Source organism: Treponema sp. (assembly GCF_051883275.1).
GTDB lineage: Bacteria > Spirochaetota > Spirochaetia > Treponematales > Treponemataceae > Treponema_D.
The window spans coordinates 163,009-183,559 of the sequence record NZ_JBJETK010000013.1 but is presented as its reverse complement, the minus strand read 5'-3'; the positions used below and the strand labels follow the sequence as shown (position 1 = coordinate 183,559).

Sequence of the window (20,551 nt, the reverse complement as noted above, 5' to 3'; positions counted from 1 at the left end):
GCAGCCTAAGCAAATCTCAGGATTTTTCATCCACAACATTTGACAATTTCTCTTTAACGCCAAAGACAGCCTATATTCCGCAGTATACAGAGCGTGGCTCTAAGTTTTACGGTCCGCGCAGGTTTGTAGCAATAAAGCCCAAGGAGATTGCCATTGCCGACAGCGGCTATAACATGGTCATGCCCGATGCTGAGGAAAAAAGAACGGTTACTTTTTTACTCACGACAGGGTGATGACCGTAAACCTGCGTGACTTCGTTATAAGCTCTGAAGTAGAAATGGAAAATATAAAATTTACTGAATTGAATTTTTCATGCACAAGCGACGGTTATACTATTCAAGGATATTATGATAATGGAGTGATTCTGGCTCCTTTCAGCGGCGGTACTGTGGACGAACAGTGAGTTTCCCGGACACCACGCAGCTTTTGTAATGTGATAGAAATGAACGAGCCTTGCTGAGCAGTGTTCGTTCATTTTTTTATACTCGCCACAAAACGTGGACTTTCATGCCATGAAACTTGGACTGTATTGTGGCTTTCTGAAAAACTGTCATTCTGGTTTTAGTTCAGCAAATCATTGTCATGCTGAACTCGTTTCAGCATCTATGCTAGGCACACCGCACGGATTCCGAAACAAGTTCGGAATGACAGCGGAAAGTTGGCATGACGTTAACCTTGTCATGCTGAACTCGTTTCAGCATCTGTGTTGTACACACTACACGGATTCCGAAACAAGTTCGGAATGACATTATAAATTGTGCCAATTCATTCGGAAAAATTCCGCAGACAGCCCTGTGTTATCCCGCGGTTTTTTATATCCCTTTTGCAAAAATTTATTTTAGGTTCCCTAAATGCTGGCTCTGTGGTATAATTGATTTGTAAAATCAGTTTATTTATCAGGAGCGTATAAGAAAAAATGCCTGTTTCACCTTATATAAAGTCAACTATGACCAGTAAAAGCGCTGGAGTAATCAGAAAAATGTTTGAAGAAGGCCTTGAGCTGAAAAAGAAGTACGGAGAAGACAAGGTCTTTGATTTCAGCATCGGAAACCCCGACCTTGAGCCGCCGGAAGAAGTTTTTCAGTGCATACAGAAGCTTGCGGCCGACCGCTCAAAAAACTGCCATGGATATATGCCGAATGCCGGCTATCCGTCTGTGCGCGCTGCAATGGCAATGAAAACCCAGGCGGAGCAGGGAGTTCCTGTCGGCGCGGACTGTGTTGTAATGTCTGTGGGAGCGGCCGGCGCGCTGAATGCCCTTTTTAAGGCTATTATTTCCGAAGGGGATAAAGTGCTGGTTTCTGCCCCGTTTTTTACTGAGTACCGCCATTATGTAAAGAACTACGGCGGCACTCTTGTTGAAGTTCCTGCCAGAGAGGATTTTTCTCTTGATGTGGAAGCTCTTGCCGCCGCAATGGATGAGCATACAGCCGCTGTCCTTATAAACAGCCCGAACAATCCCACCGGCCGCATTTATTCCGAGCAGCAGATAAAGGAACTTGCCGGCGCCATGGAGCTTCATGCCCGGAAATGCGGCAGAAAACCCTATCTTGTGTGCGATGAGCCTTACCGTGCCATTGCCTACGACGGAAAAACCGTGCCTCCTGTGTTCCCCGTGTACGACAGCGCGGTTGTGGTTACTTCGTTTGCAAAGAATTTGAGCCTTCCCGGGGAAAGAATCGGCTATATCTGCGTGAACCCGGCATGTCCTGACCGGGACGAAGTTGTGGCGGCCTGTATTTTTACAACAAGAATTCTGGGCTACGTTAATGCGCCGGCATTTTTTCAGCGTGTTGCCGCGGAAACATGGAACGCAAAGGTTGACTATTCGCTTTACCGTGAGAGGCGCGACCTGATTATGGAAATTCTTGATGAGGCCGGAATTGAGCATATTGTGCCGGAGGGTGCATTCTATATGTGGTGCAAGGCTCCTTCCGTTTTTAAAGGCGATGATATGGCTTTCTGCGACTATCTTAAAAAATACAATATTCTTTCAGCTCCCGGAAGCGGTTTCGGCGGAAAGGGCTGGATAAGGCTTGCCTACTGTGTGAGCAAAGAGTCAATAAAAAATTCAAGAGCGGCCTTTGTAAAGGCAGTCAAAGATTTGGAGGAAGCAAAATGAAAATTCTTATGGTTACTGCGGAAGCTGTTCCCTTTGCAAAGACCGGCGGACTTGCCGACATGGTGAGCGCGCTTTCCATTCAGCTTGCACAGATGGGGCATGATGTCAGAATTGTAATGCCGCGCTACTATAAGATTGACCGGAACAAGCTTGTAAAGCTCGAAGGCCCGATGGCGATTGCCGCTGGAACTGTGGAAACATGGTCTGCGGTTTACACAACCACGATGCCCGGCTGCGAAAAAATTCCTGTTTACTTTATAGACCACGAGCAGTGCTTTGGGCGCGACGGAATTTACGGTGTGCCGTCTGAAACTGATTTCCACGACAATCCCTACCGCTTTTCTGTTTTGTGCCACGGTGCATTCCAGGTGTGCCGCAAGCTTGGCTGGTTCCCTGATATAATCCACTGCCATGACTGGTCAAGCTGCCTTGCGCCGGTTCTTTTAAAGCATGTTTGCAGGTACTGCGGCTTTGAAAAAACTGCGAGCGTCCTCACAATTCATAATCAGGGCTATCAGGGGCAGTATTCAAAGAATTCTTTTCCTGCCCTGGGAATTGACTGGGGGCTTTACTACGGAGCTGGCTTTGAGCATGACGGCGGAATCAATTTTCTACAGGCCGGAGTTTCTTCAGCTGACATGATAACAACCGTTTCGCCCACGTATGCCTGTGAAATCCAGACACCCGAGGGCGGCTTTGGAATGGACGGGCTTCTGCGTGTAAGGAGCGAAGTTATAAGGGGAATTCTGAATGGCGCAGATGTGAGCCAGTGGAACCCTGAAGTGGACAAAAAAATTCCTGCGAATTATTCAGCTTCAAAAATGAGCGGAAAAGCTGTGTGCAAGGCGGAGCTTCAGAAGAGAATGGGGCTTGAGGTGAATCCTGATATTCCTGTGGTGGGAATTGTTACGCGCCTTGTGGACCAGAAGGGAATTGCTGAAGTGTTTGCTCCCGCCTATGGTTCTGTCTATGATATCTGCCGGGATATGAAAGTTCAGTTTGCGGTTCTTGGAAGCGGCGAAAGCTGGTGCGAAAATGAAATCAATGTCTTGCAGTCAAAGCTTCCGAATCTGCGCGCCTATATCGGATATGACGATGCGCTCAGCCACCTTATTGAAGCCGGAAGCGACTTTTTCCTTATGCCTTCGCGCTATGAGCCGTGCGGCCTGAACCAGATATATTCCATGCTCTACGGAACCCTGCCTATTGTGCGCAAAACAGGCGGACTTGCCGATACTGTTGAAAACTACAATCAGGAAACAGGAGAAGGAACTGGCTTTGTGTTTGAGCAGCTTACTCCTCGCGCTGTGTATGATACCGTGGGCTGGGCAGTCTGGGCTTACTACAACAAGAAGGAGCATATCCGTAAAATGCAGCAGACCGGCATGAAAAAGACATTCGGCTGGGACGAGGCTGCCGACAGGTACGTTGAAGTCTACAGGGAAGCTCTTTCCAGAGGGTGCGGAATCAATGGCTAGTCGCCGCCGGTGATTGGCATTTTCTTAAAACATTGCATAATGTGCTAAGTTAGGATATATTTTTTTACTGTAGCGCTGGATAATCAGGGTGTGATTGTCCTGTGCTGCCCGTGCCTTTAAAGGCAAGAGGAAACTTTGCAAGGCAAGCTTCAGATTGAGGAATCAGATGGCAGAAGAATTTGACAGCAGCAAGACGTTTTTGGCGTCTGTGGAACGTTCAAAACAGATAGAAGCGGATATTCAGGTTAATCCTGGAAAGTACAGAGTTCTTACCGGAGATCGTCCTACGGGAAATCTTCATATCGGACATTATTTCGGCTCCCTGCAAAACAGGGTCAGGCTTGCAAGGCTCGGTGTGCCTACAATGATTCTTATTGCGGACTATCAGGTGCTTACCGATCACGATGCGTTTGATAAAATCAGCCAGAATACAAAGCAGCTTGTGATTGACTACCTTGCGGCTGGAATTGAGCCGGGAAAAAATGTTGTGATTTATCCGCACAGCTATGTTCCTGAGTGTAACCAGCTTATGCTTCCGTTTATGACACTTGTAAGCAATGCGGAGCTTTCCCGCAATCCTACCGTAAAAGAGGAAATTGCGAGCGCGGGGCTTACAAACGTGAATGCCGGCATGTATACCTATCCTATTCACCAGGCGTGCGATATTCTGTTCTGCAAGGGAACTGTAGTGCCGGTTGGAAAGGATCAGCTTCCGCATATTGAGCTTACAAGAAATATTGCAAAGGCTTTCAATAGAAAATTCTGCAAGAACCGAGAGCCTGTTTTTCCTCTTCCGCAGGCGCTTTTGTCAAAGACTCCGAGTATTCTTGGACTTGACGGAAGCCAGAAGATGAGCAAGAGCCGCGGAAATGCAATTTTCCTTTGCAGCACAGAAGATGAAACTGCCGCGCTTATAAAAAAGGCAAAGACTGATTCAGAGCGTGTTATATCCTATGACCCTGTGAACCGCCCGGAAGTGGCAAATCTTCTTATGCTTATTTCTCTGTGCACCGGGGAAGAGCCTGCTGTTGTTGCTGAGCGTATCGGCGAAAAAGGCAGCGGCGAGTTGAAAAAGGTGCTTACAGAATCACTTAACGAGGAGCTTCGTCCGCTGAGAGAGCGCCGCCGGGAGCTTGAGAAAAATCCTGATTATATCAGAAAAGTTCTGCTTGAAGGCTCTGAGCGCGCCCGTGAAATAGCTGTTCAGACATTGGATGAAGTCCGCGAAGCAATGAACATGAAAATTTGATTTTTTACGTGCATGGAATAAGCCGGTTATGGTTTATTCCGTGCGAAATATAGCATTTTTTTGGTAATCACTGCTTTGGTATAAGATTTCAGTGCTCTCTAAAAACTATTGTCATTTTGAATTTAGTTCAGTATCTGTGCTGTATATAGTGCATGGATTCTGAAATAAATTCGGAATGACAGTATAAATTAGAAATGATACTGTGAATTCGGAATGAGAGTATGCTAAAAACTTATCAGACAGCCCCGAAATGCAACAGACATAATGGCGGAAAAAACGTCCATGCTTCTTGCTGATGGTATTCTAGAAATCAATTCTGTTTTAATATGCACAGTCGGATTGTGCTTTTGCCCTGCGTTTTCTAGTCTGAATCTTCCTGGCTCTGGGGAGTTTTTCTGGATTTTTTTGTGCGCTTGGGCTTTACCTGAATTCCTGCGTCCTGAAGAAGCTTTCTGACTGCAAAGTCAAGCTCCGTTCTCTGCGGATTTATAGGAAGCACAAAATTTCTGCACACTGTCCAGGTGCGCTTGTAAATCTCTGGAACTGAATATTCGCTTTGGGTTTCAAGCTTCCAGTCTGTGAGCTGCTCGACAAAATCCTTCAGCAAGAAATACAGCCGCTCGCCTAGGCGTGAGTCGTGGTTTTTCCTTACGAATTCATCGAGCTTTTTCAGGTTTGCAAGATAGGACTTTGCAAATTTTTTGTTTTCCAGTATGAGGTTTGAAGCGGCAGGCTGAAGGTATTCATACAGATCCGTGTCCAGCGCCGCGCTTATGATCGAATAGGAATTTCCGCTGTTGATGATTTTCAGGAATTCCTCGGTGAGCCGGGAAGGGGAAACAGGAGAAAGCAGAAGGGCGGATTTTCTGATTTTGCTTTTAAGACTGCGGGGAAGCTTGCAGCCTGTTGTTGCTCCGTATTTTACCGCTCTGAGCATCCGCACCGGGTCTTCTATGAAAATTCTGCTGATTGGAATCACAGGCTTTACAATGCCTTTTTTTATGTCCTGGACACCGCCCACATAGTCTATAATCTGCTGCTTGAGAGGATCGTAGTAAAGCGCATTGAGCGTAAAATCCCTGCGCATTACGTCTTCGTCCATTGAGCCGAACGCATTGCCGATTGATCCGTCTATTGTTGAGCGGAATGTGCTGACTTCAAAAATCTTTGTGCCAAAGAAAATATGCACAAGCCTGAATCTTTTTCCGATTATCCTTGAGTTCCTGAATATCTTTTTTATGCGGCTCGGCGTGGCATCTGTTACAATGTCAAAATCCTTTGGAATTCTTCCGCCGATAAGATCCCTTACCGCGCCGCCGACAATATAGGAGTCAAAACCGTTTTTCTTTAAACATTCAATAATATAGATTGCATCCGGGTCTATTGAATCAAGCTTTATGCAGTGCTCTTCCTTTGTGTAAACAAGCGCCTTTTTTACAAGCTTTCCTTTTTCATCTGTAGAATATCTAACTAACACAGTGAACCTATTTTAATGTTCAAAGCTTTTGTAGTCAAGGGAAGCGCCTGAAACTCAATTCCAAGAAAATCTGAACGCATGTTATCAGGATTTAAAATTCTTTGAAGTTCCGTCCAGCGTAATCTTGTCGATTATTATGCTGACTTCCTCAATCAGAATTCCTGTGTATTTTTCTATGTTTTCGATTATATACTGCTGAAGGCTGTGAATTTCGCCCGTGAGCTGCCTGCCGAAGGGAACGTCGATTGTTATTATAAGCCTGTAGCCCCTGCTGTTTGTTTTTATAGACAGCTTTTTGATTCTTATTTCGCTTGAAAATTCATTTACACAGTGGATTGCCATCTGGCTCAGCGCCGCCTCTGAAATTTCAATTCGCCCTTTCTTGCTGAATTCCGGCGTTACAATCGATTTTTCCATTACAGCTGTTTCCTGGTTGAAGAATTTCAGCTTGCTTTTTTTTGCGATGTCCCTCAGCGAGTCATGGAAAATCTGCGAGTATGATTTTTTTACTTCGATTGCCGGCACTGGGATAATGTGCTTTCCTTCTATCTGCCTGCTGCGGATTGCCTTTTCAATTTCTTCGCGGTTTGCGATGTCCTCGATTTTTATGATTTTTGACGGAAGCGGAATTTGCAGCCTTGTGGCGATTTTTCCCGCCATCTTTTCGCTGGTTCCGATTATCAAAAGCTTTTTTATTTTGTTTTTCTGAAGAGCCTTTGCAACATCATCCCTGTGCTGCTTGTCGTCAAAGAGTGCGATGCGCACAGCACCCATGTATGTTTTTTCGTGCTTGGCGGTGCGCCCCGCAAGAATTTTGTCGTCCTTTATAAGAAGTCCGTCATCTATGATAGCTTCAATTCCGTATTTCTGGGCAAGAAGCTTGGCGCGGAAACTTTTTCCTGTTCCGCTTTCACCAACGAGCGCAAAAACTGTTAATCCTGTGTGCAGTATTTTTGAAATAAAATTCATAGTTTAAATTATAAATCAGCATCCGGAATTTTCAAGAAGTTTTCTATAAATTTTTTGAACTTCGGGGGAATGGGCGCCTGCATTGTTTCAGGAAGCCCGAGCGGATTCGGCACTGGGAATTCAAGCTTCCATGCATGGAGAAAAAAACGACAGCCGGAAAATTCCCCTGCGGAAAATGCGCTTCCGTTGTGCTGTGTGTCTCCCAAAAGCGGAAAGCCTTTTTTGCTGCAGTGGATTCTTATCTGGTGCTTTCTGCCTGTTTCTATCTGGATTTTTGCAAGCGAAATGTCTTTTGCCCCGTATTTTCCGCGCGCAATGCAGCTGACTTTTGTGCAGGCTGCTCTGGATTCTATGGTGTCATCTATGGTCAGGGATTCCTTTGGAAGGGAATTTTCCAAGACTGCAAGATAAGTTTTTTTTATGCTGTGGCTCTGGATGTGCTGTGAAAACCATCTTGCCCCTTCAAGGCTCTGCGAAAATGCTACAAGCCCTGTTGTGAATTTGTCGATTCTGTGCAGCGGCCCCGGTCTGAACGAAAGGGAGTCTGTCTGCGTGTTCTGAGCCACAAAGTCAGCAAGGCAGAATTTCTCTGCGCGCGAAGGCTGGACTTCAATTCCTTCTGGCTTGTTTATAATCCACAGGCTGGAATTTCTGAATATGGTCTGCGCTGAAAAATTCTGCGGCAAGACAGGAGTGTTTTTCTGTTTTATTGCAGTGGAATTTTCAAGAAGAAAGCCTGCTATGAGAATTTTGTCGCCGGGGTGAATTCTTGCTTCCGGGAACGAATTTGCGCCGTTGAGCTTTACAAGCCCCTTCCTTATAAGCTTGAAAAGATTGTCCGGGCGAATTTTCTTTGCCTCAAAAATCCTGCGGACATTTTTGTCGAGCCGCCTTCCGCTGTCATCCTCCTTTGCTTCAAATTCTTTAAATTCCATGCACAGATTATAGAACAATTTGTATTTATTTGCTATAATCAGTGCATGAATTTAAAGGAGCAACTCCATTTGTTTTTTTCCCAGCCTGCTTTGTTGGCGTGCCTTTTCAGCTGGTTTTCGGCTCAGCTTGTAAAGACGCTCATAAAGCTTTTTTCTGGAAAAGTTCATAGCTTAAAGGAATTGTTTGAGCTTCTGTTATGGCGCACAGGAAGTATGCCTTCCAGCCATGCATCTCTTGTTGCAACTCTATGCACGACAATAGGCTTTCGTTCCGGAGTTAACAGCGATGTTTTTATTCTTTCCCTCGGTTTTTATTTGGTTACAATAAGAGATGCTGTGGGCGTGCGGCGCGCAAACGGAATTCAGGCTGCCATGCTCAACAGGATTGGAAAAATTCTTTCGGAAAAGAATATAATTGAGGAAGTCAAGCCTATAAAGGAAGTGCAGGGACACACTCCGGCGGAAGTTGTCATAGGCTCTCTTCTTGGTTTTTTTATCGGTCTTGCCTTCAGTGTTGAAAGATGAACTCTGATAAAATGAAGTCTGCGGTTTGCGCCGCTGTGATTTTTTCAGCGCTTTTTTTTCTCTTTGCCCTGAAAAGCATTCCCGTGTTCAGAATATGGAACAGCTACAAGGTTGTCTACGCTGACAAGTCAATTCCAGAAAAGCAGGTTCTTGACTGTCTGGAAAGCGCCGGGTGCCAGGACATTATAAGCCTTGGCCAGCAGCAGGTTCCTCTTGTTTCAGCATTTACTCCTGTTCTGCCTGAATCCTGCAATGCGTATCTTAACAGCAGGCTGGGGTATTTTTTTGACGGCTCAAAGTCGTATTTGCTTTACTACGTTCCGAATGGCTCAGGTCAGCAGATTCTGAAATCTCTTGAGCGGCTTTCCCGGGAAACGGGGCTTTCGGCTGGAATAGATGGAATTCAGCGTTATCCTTTTGCAGTGCCTATTGTGTGCATTGCTGTTTTTGTTTTTTTTGTTTATTTGTCAGTGAACAGAATTCCTTTTTTCTGCGCGGCGTTTTTTTTTCTGCTGTTTCCTTTTTCAAAGCCTTTTTATCCCGATGCCGCTGCTTCTGTCTTGTGCATGCTTTCCTGCTATCTTGCCCAGCGTATCTGGAACAGAAGAAAGGCTCTTCGTGTGCTAAAAAGAAATCCTTATTTTATAATTCCGCTTGCGGTTTCTTTTTTGGTGGCTATGCTTTCAGGATGGCAGGACTGTTTTCTTCTTGTGCTTTGCTCTGCTGCTTCATGCTGTCTGCTTTTTCTTTTTGCCCGGCTTGAGGCCTTTATTTACGAGGGCTATTCATTTAAGCCTGTGAAAATTTTTTCTGCGCCGCAGCTTCCGCTGATGTATGCCGAGACCGCTTTTCACACGCTGCTTTGCCTTGCGCCGCTGATTGTTCTGCTTGTGTGCTTTATCTTTGCCGGGACTTTAAGCCTGATTCCTGGGAAAAGCCTTTCTCTGCCGGTGCCTGTGGATTCGGGCGCGGAATCTTCCATTCCTTCGCTGCGGGATTTTTACAGCTGGGCGTGGAACGTGGAGACTTTTCCGTACAGAAGCTTGAATACAGGCTCTGCGCAGTCTATGCAGGATGAAGGCGTTGTTTCCATTCCGCGCTTTGAGGAAAAGAACGGAAGAATTTTCAGGGCTGATTCGGTTGTGATGAAATTCAACTCTGAATTTAAAAACCGCATGGACAAGAAAATCGATTCACTTGGGTACAATGCGGTTGAAAAGCTTATGCTGAGGCAGGGTGAAAATATCACTGTCGCATACGGCTCGGGAGAGCGCGCGGTGTCAAGGCCTGACGGATTCAGCGCAGCCTTGATTTTGATATGTGTATTTGTGCCGGTTGTTCTTTTGCTCTTGTATGTGCTTAAGTCAAAGCGGCGTTGATTTTATATAATGGGGCTTTGGAAACTTTGGTTTTCGGGGTGCTTAAAAATGTGTCATGAAAAAACTGTCTGTTTTTCAGGCGGGCTTGGGAAAGAAAATGAAGACTGTGAATAATTTTGTTTTGCCAGAACATCCGATGTTTCAGGATTCTGTGAGGGCTTTTTTGCCGCGGAAAGTTGTTGTTCCGTTCAGGCAGTCTGACGGAACTGAATATTCCTGCGGACTCCAGCCGGGCGACATGGTGAGGGAAGGGCAGATAATTGCTTCTCCTAAAAGCCTGGTGAGCGGTGCGAACATCCATTCATCAGTTCCGGGAAAAATTGTTTCAATTTCAAAATGCACTCTTCCTGACGGAACTTTGGGAACGGCCGCGGAAATCTGCACGGAAGGCTCATTTTCTTTTTTGGGAAAGCATCTGCCTTCGCTTGACTGGAGTTTTTTCAATGAAGATACTCTGCTTGAAGAATTCAAGGTGAAGGGGATTGTAAACACATTCAGTAAAAAAACAGAGGCCCTTTCAATTCAGATAGAGCGTGTGCGTTCTGCCAGAAACCGCTTTGTTGTTGTCAGGATGTTTGACGAAGATCCGAGCCGCTGCACAGATGCATTTATGGCAAGGAGATTTTTGTCGGAAGTTGTGGAAGGCGCTCTTATTTGCTGCAAGGCCTGTTCCGCGGAAGGAATTATTTTTGCGATGCCCAAAAAGAATGAAATTAAAATTCCATTGGACATCATAGGAAATGTTCCATTTTTGTGCGTGGAGGCTGACACAGAAAAATATCCGTGCGGCTTTGCGCAGAATCTGCTCAGGTCAGTCCGAAAAGCCCTGAAAAATTCTCCCAATGCTCTTTTTGCAAAGGCTGGAAATTCAAGTCTTTTTATTGACCCTGAAACGGCGTTTTCTGTTTTTGAAGCAATCGTAAGGGGAATTCCTGTCATTGAGCGTTACGTTCATGTCTATGGAACCTGCCTGCGCTCTGTGGGAATGTTCCGGGCAAGAATAGGAGATTCGATATTCAGTCTTGTTGAGCAGTGCGGCGGATTCAAGATGCAGCCAGCAAAGATAATTGTAAACGGAATGATTACAGGAAACGCTGTGCCGAATCTTGAGATACCGATTACAAAATCCGTAAAGTCGCTGGAATTTGTGCCTGCCTCGGAGCTTTCTGTCCAGACAGAAAAAAAATGTATCCGCTGCGGAAAATGCAGAACGGTTTGCCCTGAGGGACTTTCGCCTGACTTGCTTTACAGGCATGCCGTTGAGCATTACAGGCTGCCGAGGGAGCTTTGCTCTACAAGCGCTCTGTGCTCTCATTGCACTGTGTGCAACTGTGTCTGCCCTTCAAGGCTTCCGCTCAGCCAGACGATTGCACTGATTTAGGCAGGAAATTTTGAGGGAGCTTCCAGAGCCTTTGGTTCTTGCGAGGCGATAATAGGCTTTTTGATGGAGAAATAAATGATATATACAGACTTGAAAAAATGCTGCGGAAATATAACTTTGAGTCCGTTTGTATGCGCATCCTATTCAGTGGGAACGGTTTCTTTTGTTTTTATCGGGCTTCTTCTTGTTCAGGCTGCAATGCTTGTGATTACAGGAAGCTATTCTTCGCTTGCGGTGCTGCTTTCCGCTCTGCTGGCTTCAGTTGCTTCTGAGGCTTTCTTTTGTTTTTTTAGGCGGGATGCTTTTCATGCGTGGAGATTTTCCGTGGTGCAGGGGCTTGTGATAGGACTTCTTCTGCCGTGCACGTATTCTCTGCCTGTTGTTTTTGCGGCGGTTTTTCTGACTTTGCTTTTGGGAAAATTTGTATTTGGGAATTTTGCAGGCTCCTGGGCGAATCTTTCTGCTCTTTGCGTTGCGGTTCTATATTTTCTTAATCCATCTGCATTTCCGCCGTTTGCTGTTTCAGCGCAGGATCTTCAGTCGCGCAATGCGGCTCTTGCTCTCATACAGAGCGGCTCTGTTCCTATTTTGAATATTGATTCAGTCATCACGGATTTTTTAAACAGCTATGTTTTCAAGCTTTTTGGAATTTCAATTCCGGAAGGTTATGTGAGCCTTTTCTGGGACAACGGCTCTGCGATTCCGGCCTTCAGGTTCAATCTTGTTACTCTAGTTTCTTCGATTGTGCTGGTTTCGCTTGATATGGTTGACTATGTGGTGCCGGCTGTTTTTCTTTTTGTCTATTCGATTTTTGTGCGCCTGCTTCTGCCGTTCCTTGTCGGAGGAATCGCTTTTCAGGGGGACATTCTTCTTGCTCTTTTGACAAGCGGAACTCTGTTCTGCACTCTGTATCTTTTGCAGTATTACGGAACAGTTCCCATGACACTTGAGGGGAAAATTCTGTATGGAGCCGCTGCTGGAATTGCGGGCTTTCTTATAATCGGAAGCGGAACTTCTTCGTCCGGCTTTGTTTTTCTTGTTCTTGCAGTGAATTTGATTTCGCCGGTGATTCAGTTTCTGGAGGATAGAAAACTGTACGAGTCTGCCTCTAAAAAGCTTGTTCCGCTGCTACGGGAATCTCAGGAGGCTTAAATGTTCGAGGATGAAATTGAAACAGTAAACGCAGAAAGGCAGATTTTTTACAAGACAATTCTTGTAAAGTGCGGAATTTTCTGCGGGCTGATTGCGGCTTTTTTTTCAGTTCTGATTTTGTTTGTCATGCTCGGAAGAAATTCCTGGAAGGCCGGGCTGAAAAGGGAAGCTGTGCAGGTTCTGTCTGAAAACGGTCTTGAAAAAATAAAGGTCGGCGACTGGATAAATTCAAAAACTGCGGTTGCCGTTTCGGCCTGTTCATACAAGGCGGTTGCCGAGGACGGAAAAACAGAAATGTTTGTTGTGCTTGTGAGAGTTCCGACTTTGTACGGCCCTGTTTCCGCTGTTTATGTGTGTTCTGCTGAAGGCAGGGCGGAATTTGTGGGGCTGGCCGATGTTTCAGGAAAAACGGCTGAAAAAATCTGCGGGAATTCTGAAAACGCGCAGATTGAGTACTGGAGAAAAAAAGTTCCTGTGATTGCAGGGATTGGAGATTCCTGAAAGCTTTTTATAAAACACTGGGCGGTCAGTCCTGCTTTTAGAAATTGTATTTGAGTTTCTTATTTTTTTGGAAGGTTTATAATGGAGAAAAAAGAGATTTATTTGTACATTCCGCTTTCTTTTGCTTTTCTTCTGCCGGTGCCAGGAAGATTTGCTTTCGGGCTGGTTATGATTATTGAGCTTTATCTTATGAGTGTGTGCGAAATTCTTTTTAAAAAGCTGACACTCAAATTTTTTAACCGCGAGCTTCACAATGTGATTACAATGATTGTGCTTGTTTCCATGTGCATTCTCTTCAGGCAGTTTATGATACTTTTTTCTCCCCTGGTTGCATTTGTCATGGGAATCGCTTTTTTTATGCCGGCTCTCACATCGTTTGTGATGGGAAGCTGGTACTCTGATTCTGTTTTGCCTCTGCCGCAGGAACTTTGCGCCGCGCTTAAAAAGTGCAGCATGTTTTCTGTTTTTGCTGCTGTGTTTTTTCTTATACGCGATATATTCGGGTATGGAACGGTTTCTTTTCCTTATCCGGGCGGCGTTTTTGAAATTCAGCTGTTCGGCATGAAAGATTCATTTTTTCTGTTTTCGTTCCTGGCTTCTATTCCAGGTGCTGTTGTTCTGCTGCTTTTATTCAGCGCAGTTTTCTTTAAGGCGGTTTCAGTTTTTGAAATCATAGAAACTTCCCGGGTGGACTAAAATGATTTCTGTTTTTTTCTATTATGTTTTTTACGCTTCTGTAATTTTGGTTTACGGAATAGGAATGGAGCGGACAGTGTTTCTTTCCGCCGAAAAAAAGAGGCTGGGGCTGAAGGCGTTCAAGATGCTGATAACAACAGTTTCCGCGTCGGCTCTGTCATATCTTTTTGTAACATCGCTTTTGGTTCCTGCCGAGCTTTCTGAGCTTTATCCGCTGGTTGTCCTTTTGTTTTTTGTTCCGCTTTCTGTTTTTGTGGAGGCGATAATCAGAATTACAACAAAAAGCAGCGCGGTGGAATTTTCTGTTTCCCTGCTGTTTGTTTTTCTTTCCGTTTCAGAAAGCACGAGCTTGTCTGAATGTGTCTTTATTTCATTTGTGAGCGTTCTTTCTTTCTTTGGATTTATTCCGCTCATGTATTCCCTGTGCAGAAAGGTTGATCTTTACGAAGGCAAAACTGCAAATTCCCGCAATGCTTTTGTGCTTTCTTCTATTGCGATTATTATGCTCATTCTTTTATGCTGGAATGTTTCCTGGCTCAACAAAGGAGTGTTTCAATGGTAGCTGCGGTTCTGTTCGGAATTCTTTTTATCATTTCGGTTTCATTTGTATGTGTGTTTGTTTTTTATATTCTTTCTCCTTCGCTGAAAAAGCAGAATATTCCATTTGAAAGTCCTCTTGTTTCAGAAACGGAGCTGCTGTCTGAAATAAAGTCTGAAAAGGATTCTGAAAATTTATCGGAAAAGCGGGCGGTTGTCTTGTGTTCCCCTGAAAAAAAATGCGGCGAAAACCGTCTGAACTACAGCGGCTCGAAAAACTGCGCGCTCTTCTTTTCAGTTTTTGACACAGAGTACAGCTGCCGGTATATGTGCGCGGGCTTTGGTGACTGTGTAAAATCATGTTCCCGCGGCGCGATTTCAATAAAGAACAAAACTGCCGTAGTAAACAAGCTTTGCAACGGCTGCGGAAAATGCATAGAATCCTGTCCGCATGGTCTTATAAAGCTTGTTTTTGCGCGTGAGGAAAAAGTTGTGCGCTGCGCCGCTCCAGTGCTTGAAAAAGTTGATTGCTCCGCTTTTCTTTCAGACAGAGAGCCTGCTGCGGAGGAAAAAAGAGACTTTAAATTCTGGAAGAAGTGCTATACAATATTCTGCAAAAGGTAAGCTGTTTTAATGGAAAATAAATTCTGTCTTGTGCTAAATGCTGATTTAGAAAGTTCTGATGAATCCGCTTTGCTTGAAAAGAACTATCAGAATATTTTTAAACCGCTGCTTTCATTTTTATATTCTCACAAGGACTTTTTTATTTCAGTCGGTTTTTCAGGGCCGCAGCTTTCCCATTATGCAAAAAAACATCCTGAGTCAATGGAGCTTCTGAAAGAGCTTGCTGGACGCAGGCAGGTTGAAATTATCGGCGGCGGCTACTATTCGCCTGTTTTTCCTTTGCTTTTGCCCATGGACAGAAGCGGACAGATTGAAAAGCTTAGCTCCCTTCTGCGCTCTTCGATTGGAAAGCGTCCCTGCGGAATGCAGCTGTTCGGCAGCATCTGGGATCCGTGCCTTGTTTCGTCCTTTCAGTCATGCGGTCTGGATTATGTTTTTCTGGACAGCTCGTTGATTCCTGAAAAGCACCTGAAATGCTGTCCGCTGATTGCAAGCGAGCAGGGAAGAAGCATAAAGATTTTTCCGTCATTTAAAAATCTTGTTCCGTCGGAAAATGAATCCGGGGAAAACTGGATTAATAGAATACAGGATTTTGCCCGGCAGCTCTGGCCTGACAATTCCTGCTTTGCGGCGAATCAGTTTTTTGATCCGATTCTTTCTGTGTGCTTTTCTTTCAGCCAGTTCGGAGCTTTTATGAAATCCGGCTGCTTTGAATTCATCATGGAAAATTCAAGCGATGTTGTTTTGACAACGCCGAATTCTTATCTTAAAAAAGCGGACTGTTTTCTCCAGGCCTATATTCCGGCTGGAATGGACAGCGACATTGCAAAGTGGAGCCTTGTGCCTTTTGAGCCTTCTGAAAACAAAACATGCTTTCCGCTTACGATTCATGATTATCTGAATATTTATTCGCAGAACCGCAGGCTTTACGAGCGGATGGTTTATATAAGCATGCTTGTTTCCCAGTGCAAGGGCGGCGACAAAGTCAGAAAGACAAATTCATCTGAGCTGCTCTGGCGGGCGCAGGACGGAACAAATTATCTTTCGCCCCTGTTCGGTTCTCCTTCTCCGGCGGAAAAACGGCAGAAGGCTTTCAGGCTGCTGAACGAAGCCGAGCATCTTTTGCGTGAGGCGGCAAAGGTTTTCAGAGAGTCGCTTACATCTTTTGACTATAACGGCGATGGAATTTTCGAGTATGTTTGCCAGATGGAAAAATACAATGCTGTTGTTTCTCGCCGCGGCGGACAGCTTTCCGAGCTTAATTTTATAAAGAGCGGCGCAAACTACGCAGCAAGCCTTTCAAAGATTTCAGCGTTTGACGGCGGAGAGGATTTATATGCCAGAGGATTTTTTGCCGACCACTTGCTTGAAAAATCCGCCTTTGAAAACTACCTTGCGGAAAAAGAAGCAGGAGCATGCATTTTTTCAAATTCGCAGTTTTCAGAAAAGAAGCTTGATCCCAAGAGAAAGGAAATTCAGCTTGAAGCAGCGGGCGTTTTTTCGTCGATGGAGCTTCCTGTGCGGATAAGAAAAAATTTTATTTTTTCTTCAAGCGGAATAATGGTTCAGTATATTCTGAAAAACGAAAGCCCCCTTGAACTTGACGGAGTTTTTGTGGTTGAGCTTAATTTTGCGCAGACGCGGTTTGAGAAAAAATTTGAGCTTGGAACACAGTATTCAGCCGAGGCGATAGTGAATGAGGAGAAATGCCCGCTTTCGGATTCTTTTTTTGCGGAAAGCGGAGTTTCGATTGTGCAGGTAAAGGATTCCGCCGACAAGCGTATTTTTGTCATAGAGCCGAATGAGGATTCCGGGGTTTCCTGCTCTATGATTTCATTTAAAAGACCTGTGGATGGATGCGAGCAGAAAATATCTTCGTCTACATATAAAGTTGCGCTCTGCTGGAACATCAGTTTGTCTGCCGGCATGGAAAAAGAAAAAACTATAAACCTGACTGTAATGCCGATGAAAAAATAGGGAAGCCAAAGCCTCTTTTTGCTGCTGGTTAAAGCGGATGTTTATCTTCCTGCGAATCTTTTTTTGAGCTTCTTGAAAAACCATGAGCGCAGTTTTTCTGCAAGCGTGTAAAATGCATACCAGTTTTTTTTCAGGACAAAATCAAAGCTTCCCGGTCTGTGGATGAGTTTTCCGCCGAAGCCTGTTTTAAAAAGAAATAGTCCGTGCATTGGATGGTTCTTGTCATCTGTCGGAGGACAGCCGTAAAAGTCGTATACAAGGCAGCCTTTTGTTTTGGCATCGCAGATTGCAGTCCACTGAAGAAGATATGCCGGCATAAGGTTCCGCTTTATGTTCCCGGATGCGCCGTAAAGGTACACAGCTTCATTTTGAGAAAACAGCGTTATAATTCCTGCAAGCACATCGCCTTCGTGCTCTGCAAGATACAGCTGCACTTGCGGCGCGCCAGAAGAAGCCGCGCTCAGATTCAGCAGATCAATGTAGTATTCCTTTTTGTGGAACTGAACGCCGTCCCTTTGGCTTGTCTGCATAAAAAGGCTGTAGAATTCATTGAAGGCCTTTGAAAATTCACTGTCCGAAGCCCTGTATGTTTTGACTTTAACGCCCTTTTTGTCTGCAAGCCGGATATTGTATCTCCACTTGCTTTTCATTGCGCAAAGAATTTCTTCCTCTGTTCCCTCAAGTGCAAGCAGAACCGTGTCCGGGGGCTGAATATCTGCTGAGGATTTTTTTATGCGTGAAAATTTTTTTTCGCCGCATGAGATTTTTTTTGCGGCTGAAATAAAGCTGCTTCTTTCGTCAATGCTTTCAAAATCAATCGGAGGATCAAAGCGTATGCAGATAGTGTTTTCTGGCAGAAAGGCGGAAATTTTTTCTGAAATCCGCTCCATATTTTCAAGGGCGGAGCGGGCTTTGTCTTTGGAGTCCTGAATTTCCGGAGCCATTGGAATATACGCAATGCTGATTTTTTTTATCTTCAGATTGAATGAGCGCACTAAAACAGAAAGTGTTTTTTCTGCGCTGGTGTTTTTTTCAAAAGAGTCAACTGGAAAAACCTCTTCCCCGCTAAATGAAAAAAGAAATTTTTTCCATCCGTGTCTGCTTTTGAAATCCGCCCAGAATTCGCTCTGAAGAAAATATTTGCTTTGACTCTGCATTTTAGTGGACAGTTCCATTTTTTGCTTTTGAAGTTGTAATGCACTGTCCGCATGCAGTCAGTTTTTTTCCTCCCACATGGACACTGCCTTCTGCAATCTGAATTTCCACTGCAAAAAAGTCATCCGCCTGAATTTCCGCTGGCTTGGAATTTTCCTCTGCGCCTTCAAGGAGAATTTTTGTTCCGGGGGCTGCCCATGGAGCTTCAAGCGGCTCTACGCAGTCCTTTTGGTTTTCATCCTTGTAGTCAGCGGCAAGAAGCATTCCTCGGCTTTCTATTCCGCGCATTTTACGGGGTGCCAGGTTTGCTGCAAGAATTATGTGTTTTCCAAGCAGATTTTCCGGCTGAAGAAAATCACGCAGTCCGCTTTGTATTATGCGCTCGGTTCCGCTTCCGTCATCAAGGGTTTCAATGTAAAGCTTGTCGCTTTCAGGGTTCGGCTCAACCTTTGTAATTTTTGCAACCAAAAGCTCTATTTTATTGTTGAACCATTCAGCCTGTTTTTCAAGCGGAAGAATTTCCTGCTGCTTTTTTTCTTTTTTCTGCTTCTTTTCCGGAGCTGCCTGGTTTCTGTCTTTTTGTGTTCCTGAGAATTTCAGCCTGAAAGCTTCCATAGCCTTCTGATCAAGCGGAGTAAAGAAAACTTCTGTGGGCTGAACTTCATCAAGACCTTCTGTGTTTCCGAGATCTGACCAGTCAAGTCCTTCGGGCTTCTGCTCGTCGTTGAATCTCGGCTCGCTTATTTTCTTTCCGAGATATGACATTATTTTTTCTGCGAACTGAGGCATGTACGGATGCGCCATAATCATGAGGTCTTTTATCATGTAGCACAGTGTCCGTATAAGCTTTGCGGCGCGCTCAGGGTCTGTGTTTCTTGTTTTCCATGGCTCTGTGTCCTGAAATGCCTTGTTTCCTATGTCGGAAATTGCAAAAATTTCATGGAAGGCATCCTTGAGGTCTGCCCATTCAAGATATTCTGTGGCCTTTGCTTCATGCTCCTTCACCTGGCTCCAGATTTCCTGGTCGATTTCAGCTTCGGGAATTTTTGAGTCGTAATATTTCTGCACAAAAAGAAGAGTGCGGTTTACAAGGTTTCCAAGATTTCCAATCAGCTCGCCGTTGTAACGCTCGCGGAATTCCTTCCATGTGAACTGATAGTCCTGCTTTTCCGGCCTGTTGTAGAAAATGTAGAAACGCCAGGCATCTGCCTTTATTCCGCTTTCCTTTGCATCTGTTCCGAAAACTCCTATGCCGCGGCTCTTTGAGAATTTTCCGTCTTCATAGTTGAGGTATTCTGTGGATGACATGTGGAACAGCTTGGTGAAGTTATGTCCGCTTCCAATCTGCGAGCAGGGAAAAATAACAGTGTGGAACGGAATATTGTCTTTTCCTATAAACTGGAAAAGGTCAACAGGAGGCTTGTTTTTTGCCTCTTCGCTTTCTTCCGGAAGCCACCAGCTTTTCCAGTCAAAGGTCGGCTTTGAATCTGCGGCAAGCTCATCGGCAAGCTGCTTTGTGATTGAAATATATCCTATGGGCGCATTGAACCAGACGTAGAAGACTTTGTTTTCGTAGCCTTCCTTTGGAACTGGAATTCCCCATTTTAAGTCGCGGGTGATTGCCCTTTCGTTCAGTCCGTCCCTGAGCCATGCTTTTGTTATGTTGATTGCGTTGTCTGACCATTTTCCGTCCTTGCTTGCCTGCATCATCCATGCATCAAGATTTTTGCTTATTGACGGAAGGTCTATGTAAAGATGCCGGGTTTCCCTTATTTCCGGGGTGGAGCCGCATGTTGCGCAGCGCGGAGAATCAAGCTCAACAGGATCAAGAAGAGAGCCGCACTTGTCGCACTGATCGCCTCTTGCATCTTCAAAGCCGCATTTTGGGCAGGTTCCGTGCACATACCGGTCGGCAAGAAACATCTGGCATGACGGACAGAAAAGCTGCTTGTTTGTGTGCTCCTTTATGTATCCGTTCTTGTCCAGATCACGGAACATGGCTTGGGTTATCTCCGTGCACTCCTGGTTTGATGTGCGCCCGAATTTATCAAATGCGATGTCAAACCACTTATAGATTTCATCATGCTGCTTGTAGTAGTAATCGCAAAGCTCTCTTGGTGTTTTCTTTTCTTCAACAGCTCTGGTTTCCGTTGCAGTTCCGTATTCGTCTGTTCCGCAGACATAAAGAGTTTCATATCCACGGCTTCTGCAGAAACGGGCAAAAACGTCCGCAGAAAGCATCTGTATTAAATTTCCAAGATGCGGAATATTGTTCACATAAGGAAGCGCTGAAGTTACAAGTCTTCTATTTAAATTCTTGATGTTTTTCATAACGCCTAGATTATAACGAAATGAATGTTTGTTAACAAGCGATATTTTTTATACTGTGCCCGT

General features: G+C 44.9%; 18 protein-coding genes and 1 pseudogene. 14 read left to right on the top strand and 5 right to left on the bottom strand.

What is annotated here, in order from left to right:
• The 5 genes and pseudogenes from ACI4L0_RS01955 to trpS form a co-directional block, all read left to right on the top strand.
• Positions 1-233 (top strand): annotated as a pseudogene (locus ACI4L0_RS01955) (hypothetical protein); the annotation flags it as partial.
• Between the two features lie 44 nt (positions 234-277).
• A complete protein-coding gene (locus ACI4L0_RS01950) occupies positions 278-403 on the top strand; it encodes a hypothetical protein (RefSeq protein WP_439798482.1) in 126 nt (41 codons plus the stop codon).
• A 513-nt stretch (positions 404-916) separates the two neighbouring features.
• Positions 917-2,122, top strand: a complete 1,206-nt coding sequence (locus ACI4L0_RS01945) for a pyridoxal phosphate-dependent aminotransferase (RefSeq protein ID WP_439798481.1) — start codon at positions 917-919, stop codon at positions 2,120-2,122.
• Positions 2,119-3,600: a glycogen synthase gene (locus tag ACI4L0_RS01940; protein ID WP_439798480.1), complete on the top strand. Its 1,482-nt coding sequence runs from the start codon at positions 2,119-2,121 to the stop codon at positions 3,598-3,600. The genes ACI4L0_RS01945 and ACI4L0_RS01940 overlap by 4 nt, the downstream gene beginning before the upstream one ends.
• A gap of 166 nt (positions 3,601-3,766) precedes the next feature.
• On the top strand, positions 3,767-4,849 hold the full coding sequence (trpS, locus tag ACI4L0_RS01935) for a tryptophan--tRNA ligase (RefSeq protein WP_439798479.1): 1,083 nt from the start codon (positions 3,767-3,769) through the stop codon (positions 4,847-4,849).
• 361 nt (positions 4,850-5,210) lie between these two features.
• Here trpS and pcnB read toward each other — a convergent pair whose 3' ends face one another.
• From pcnB to ACI4L0_RS01920, 3 genes are all read right to left on the bottom strand, one after another.
• Positions 5,211-6,326, bottom strand: coding sequence for a polynucleotide adenylyltransferase PcnB (pcnB, locus tag ACI4L0_RS01930; RefSeq protein WP_439798478.1), 1,116 nt, complete (start codon positions 6,324-6,326; stop codon positions 5,211-5,213).
• Between the two features lie 84 nt (positions 6,327-6,410).
• Positions 6,411-7,295 (bottom strand): hypothetical protein, encoded by an 885-nt coding sequence (locus tag ACI4L0_RS01925; RefSeq protein ID WP_439798477.1) that lies wholly within the window; start codon positions 7,293-7,295, stop codon positions 6,411-6,413.
• Between the two features lie 8 nt (positions 7,296-7,303).
• A complete protein-coding gene (locus ACI4L0_RS01920) occupies positions 7,304-8,230 on the bottom strand; it encodes an RluA family pseudouridine synthase (RefSeq protein WP_439798476.1) in 927 nt (308 codons plus the stop codon).
• A gap of 45 nt (positions 8,231-8,275) precedes the next feature.
• Here ACI4L0_RS01920 and ACI4L0_RS01915 point away from each other — a divergent pair, with 45 nt between their 5' ends.
• The 9 genes from ACI4L0_RS01915 (at position 8,276) to ACI4L0_RS01875 (ending at position 17,002) form a co-directional block, all read left to right on the top strand.
• Positions 8,276-8,755: a divergent PAP2 family protein gene (locus tag ACI4L0_RS01915; protein WP_439798475.1), complete on the top strand. Its 480-nt coding sequence runs from the start codon at positions 8,276-8,278 to the stop codon at positions 8,753-8,755.
• A gap of 11 nt (positions 8,756-8,766) precedes the next feature.
• Positions 8,767-10,134, top strand: a complete 1,368-nt coding sequence (locus ACI4L0_RS01910) for a hypothetical protein (RefSeq protein WP_439798474.1) — start codon at positions 8,767-8,769, stop codon at positions 10,132-10,134.
• Positions 10,135-10,189: 55 nt separating this feature from the next.
• Complete coding sequence (locus tag ACI4L0_RS01905) at positions 10,190-11,515, top strand: hypothetical protein (RefSeq protein ID WP_439798473.1); 1,326 nt, start codon at positions 10,190-10,192, stop codon at positions 11,513-11,515.
• Positions 11,516-11,590: 75 nt separating this feature from the next.
• On the top strand, positions 11,591-12,667 hold the full coding sequence (locus ACI4L0_RS01900; RefSeq protein ID WP_439798472.1) for an RnfABCDGE type electron transport complex subunit D: 1,077 nt from the start codon (positions 11,591-11,593) through the stop codon (positions 12,665-12,667).
• Positions 12,668-13,168, top strand: coding sequence for a hypothetical protein (locus ACI4L0_RS01895; protein WP_439798471.1), 501 nt, complete (start codon positions 12,668-12,670; stop codon positions 13,166-13,168).
• A gap of 81 nt (positions 13,169-13,249) precedes the next feature.
• Positions 13,250-13,864: a hypothetical protein gene (locus ACI4L0_RS01890; protein ID WP_439798470.1), complete on the top strand. Its 615-nt coding sequence runs from the start codon at positions 13,250-13,252 to the stop codon at positions 13,862-13,864.
• A 1-nt stretch (position 13,865) separates the two neighbouring features.
• Positions 13,866-14,426, top strand: a complete 561-nt coding sequence (locus tag ACI4L0_RS01885; RefSeq protein WP_439798469.1) for a hypothetical protein — start codon at positions 13,866-13,868, stop codon at positions 14,424-14,426.
• Positions 14,420-15,025, top strand: coding sequence for a 4Fe-4S binding protein (locus ACI4L0_RS01880; RefSeq protein ID WP_439798468.1), 606 nt, complete (start codon positions 14,420-14,422; stop codon positions 15,023-15,025). The genes ACI4L0_RS01885 and ACI4L0_RS01880 overlap by 7 nt, the downstream gene beginning before the upstream one ends.
• Positions 15,026-15,034: 9 nt before the next feature.
• Positions 15,035-17,002 carry an alpha-amylase/4-alpha-glucanotransferase domain-containing protein gene (locus ACI4L0_RS01875; RefSeq protein WP_439798467.1) on the top strand — a complete coding sequence of 656 codons (1,968 nt, stop codon included), beginning with the start codon at positions 15,035-15,037 and terminating at the stop codon, positions 17,000-17,002.
• 41 nt (positions 17,003-17,043) lie between these two features.
• On the opposite strand, the gene ACI4L0_RS01870 is transcribed toward ACI4L0_RS01875, so the two are convergent.
• Both ACI4L0_RS01870 and metG read right to left on the bottom strand, forming a co-directional pair.
• Positions 17,044-18,159, bottom strand: a complete 1,116-nt coding sequence (locus ACI4L0_RS01870; RefSeq protein ID WP_439798466.1) for a lipid II:glycine glycyltransferase FemX — start codon at positions 18,157-18,159, stop codon at positions 17,044-17,046.
• 1 nt (position 18,160) lies between these two features.
• A complete protein-coding gene (gene metG / locus ACI4L0_RS01865) occupies positions 18,161-20,488 on the bottom strand; it encodes a methionine--tRNA ligase (protein ID WP_439798465.1) in 2,328 nt (775 codons plus the stop codon).
• Positions 20,489-20,551: the final 63 nt, after the last annotated feature.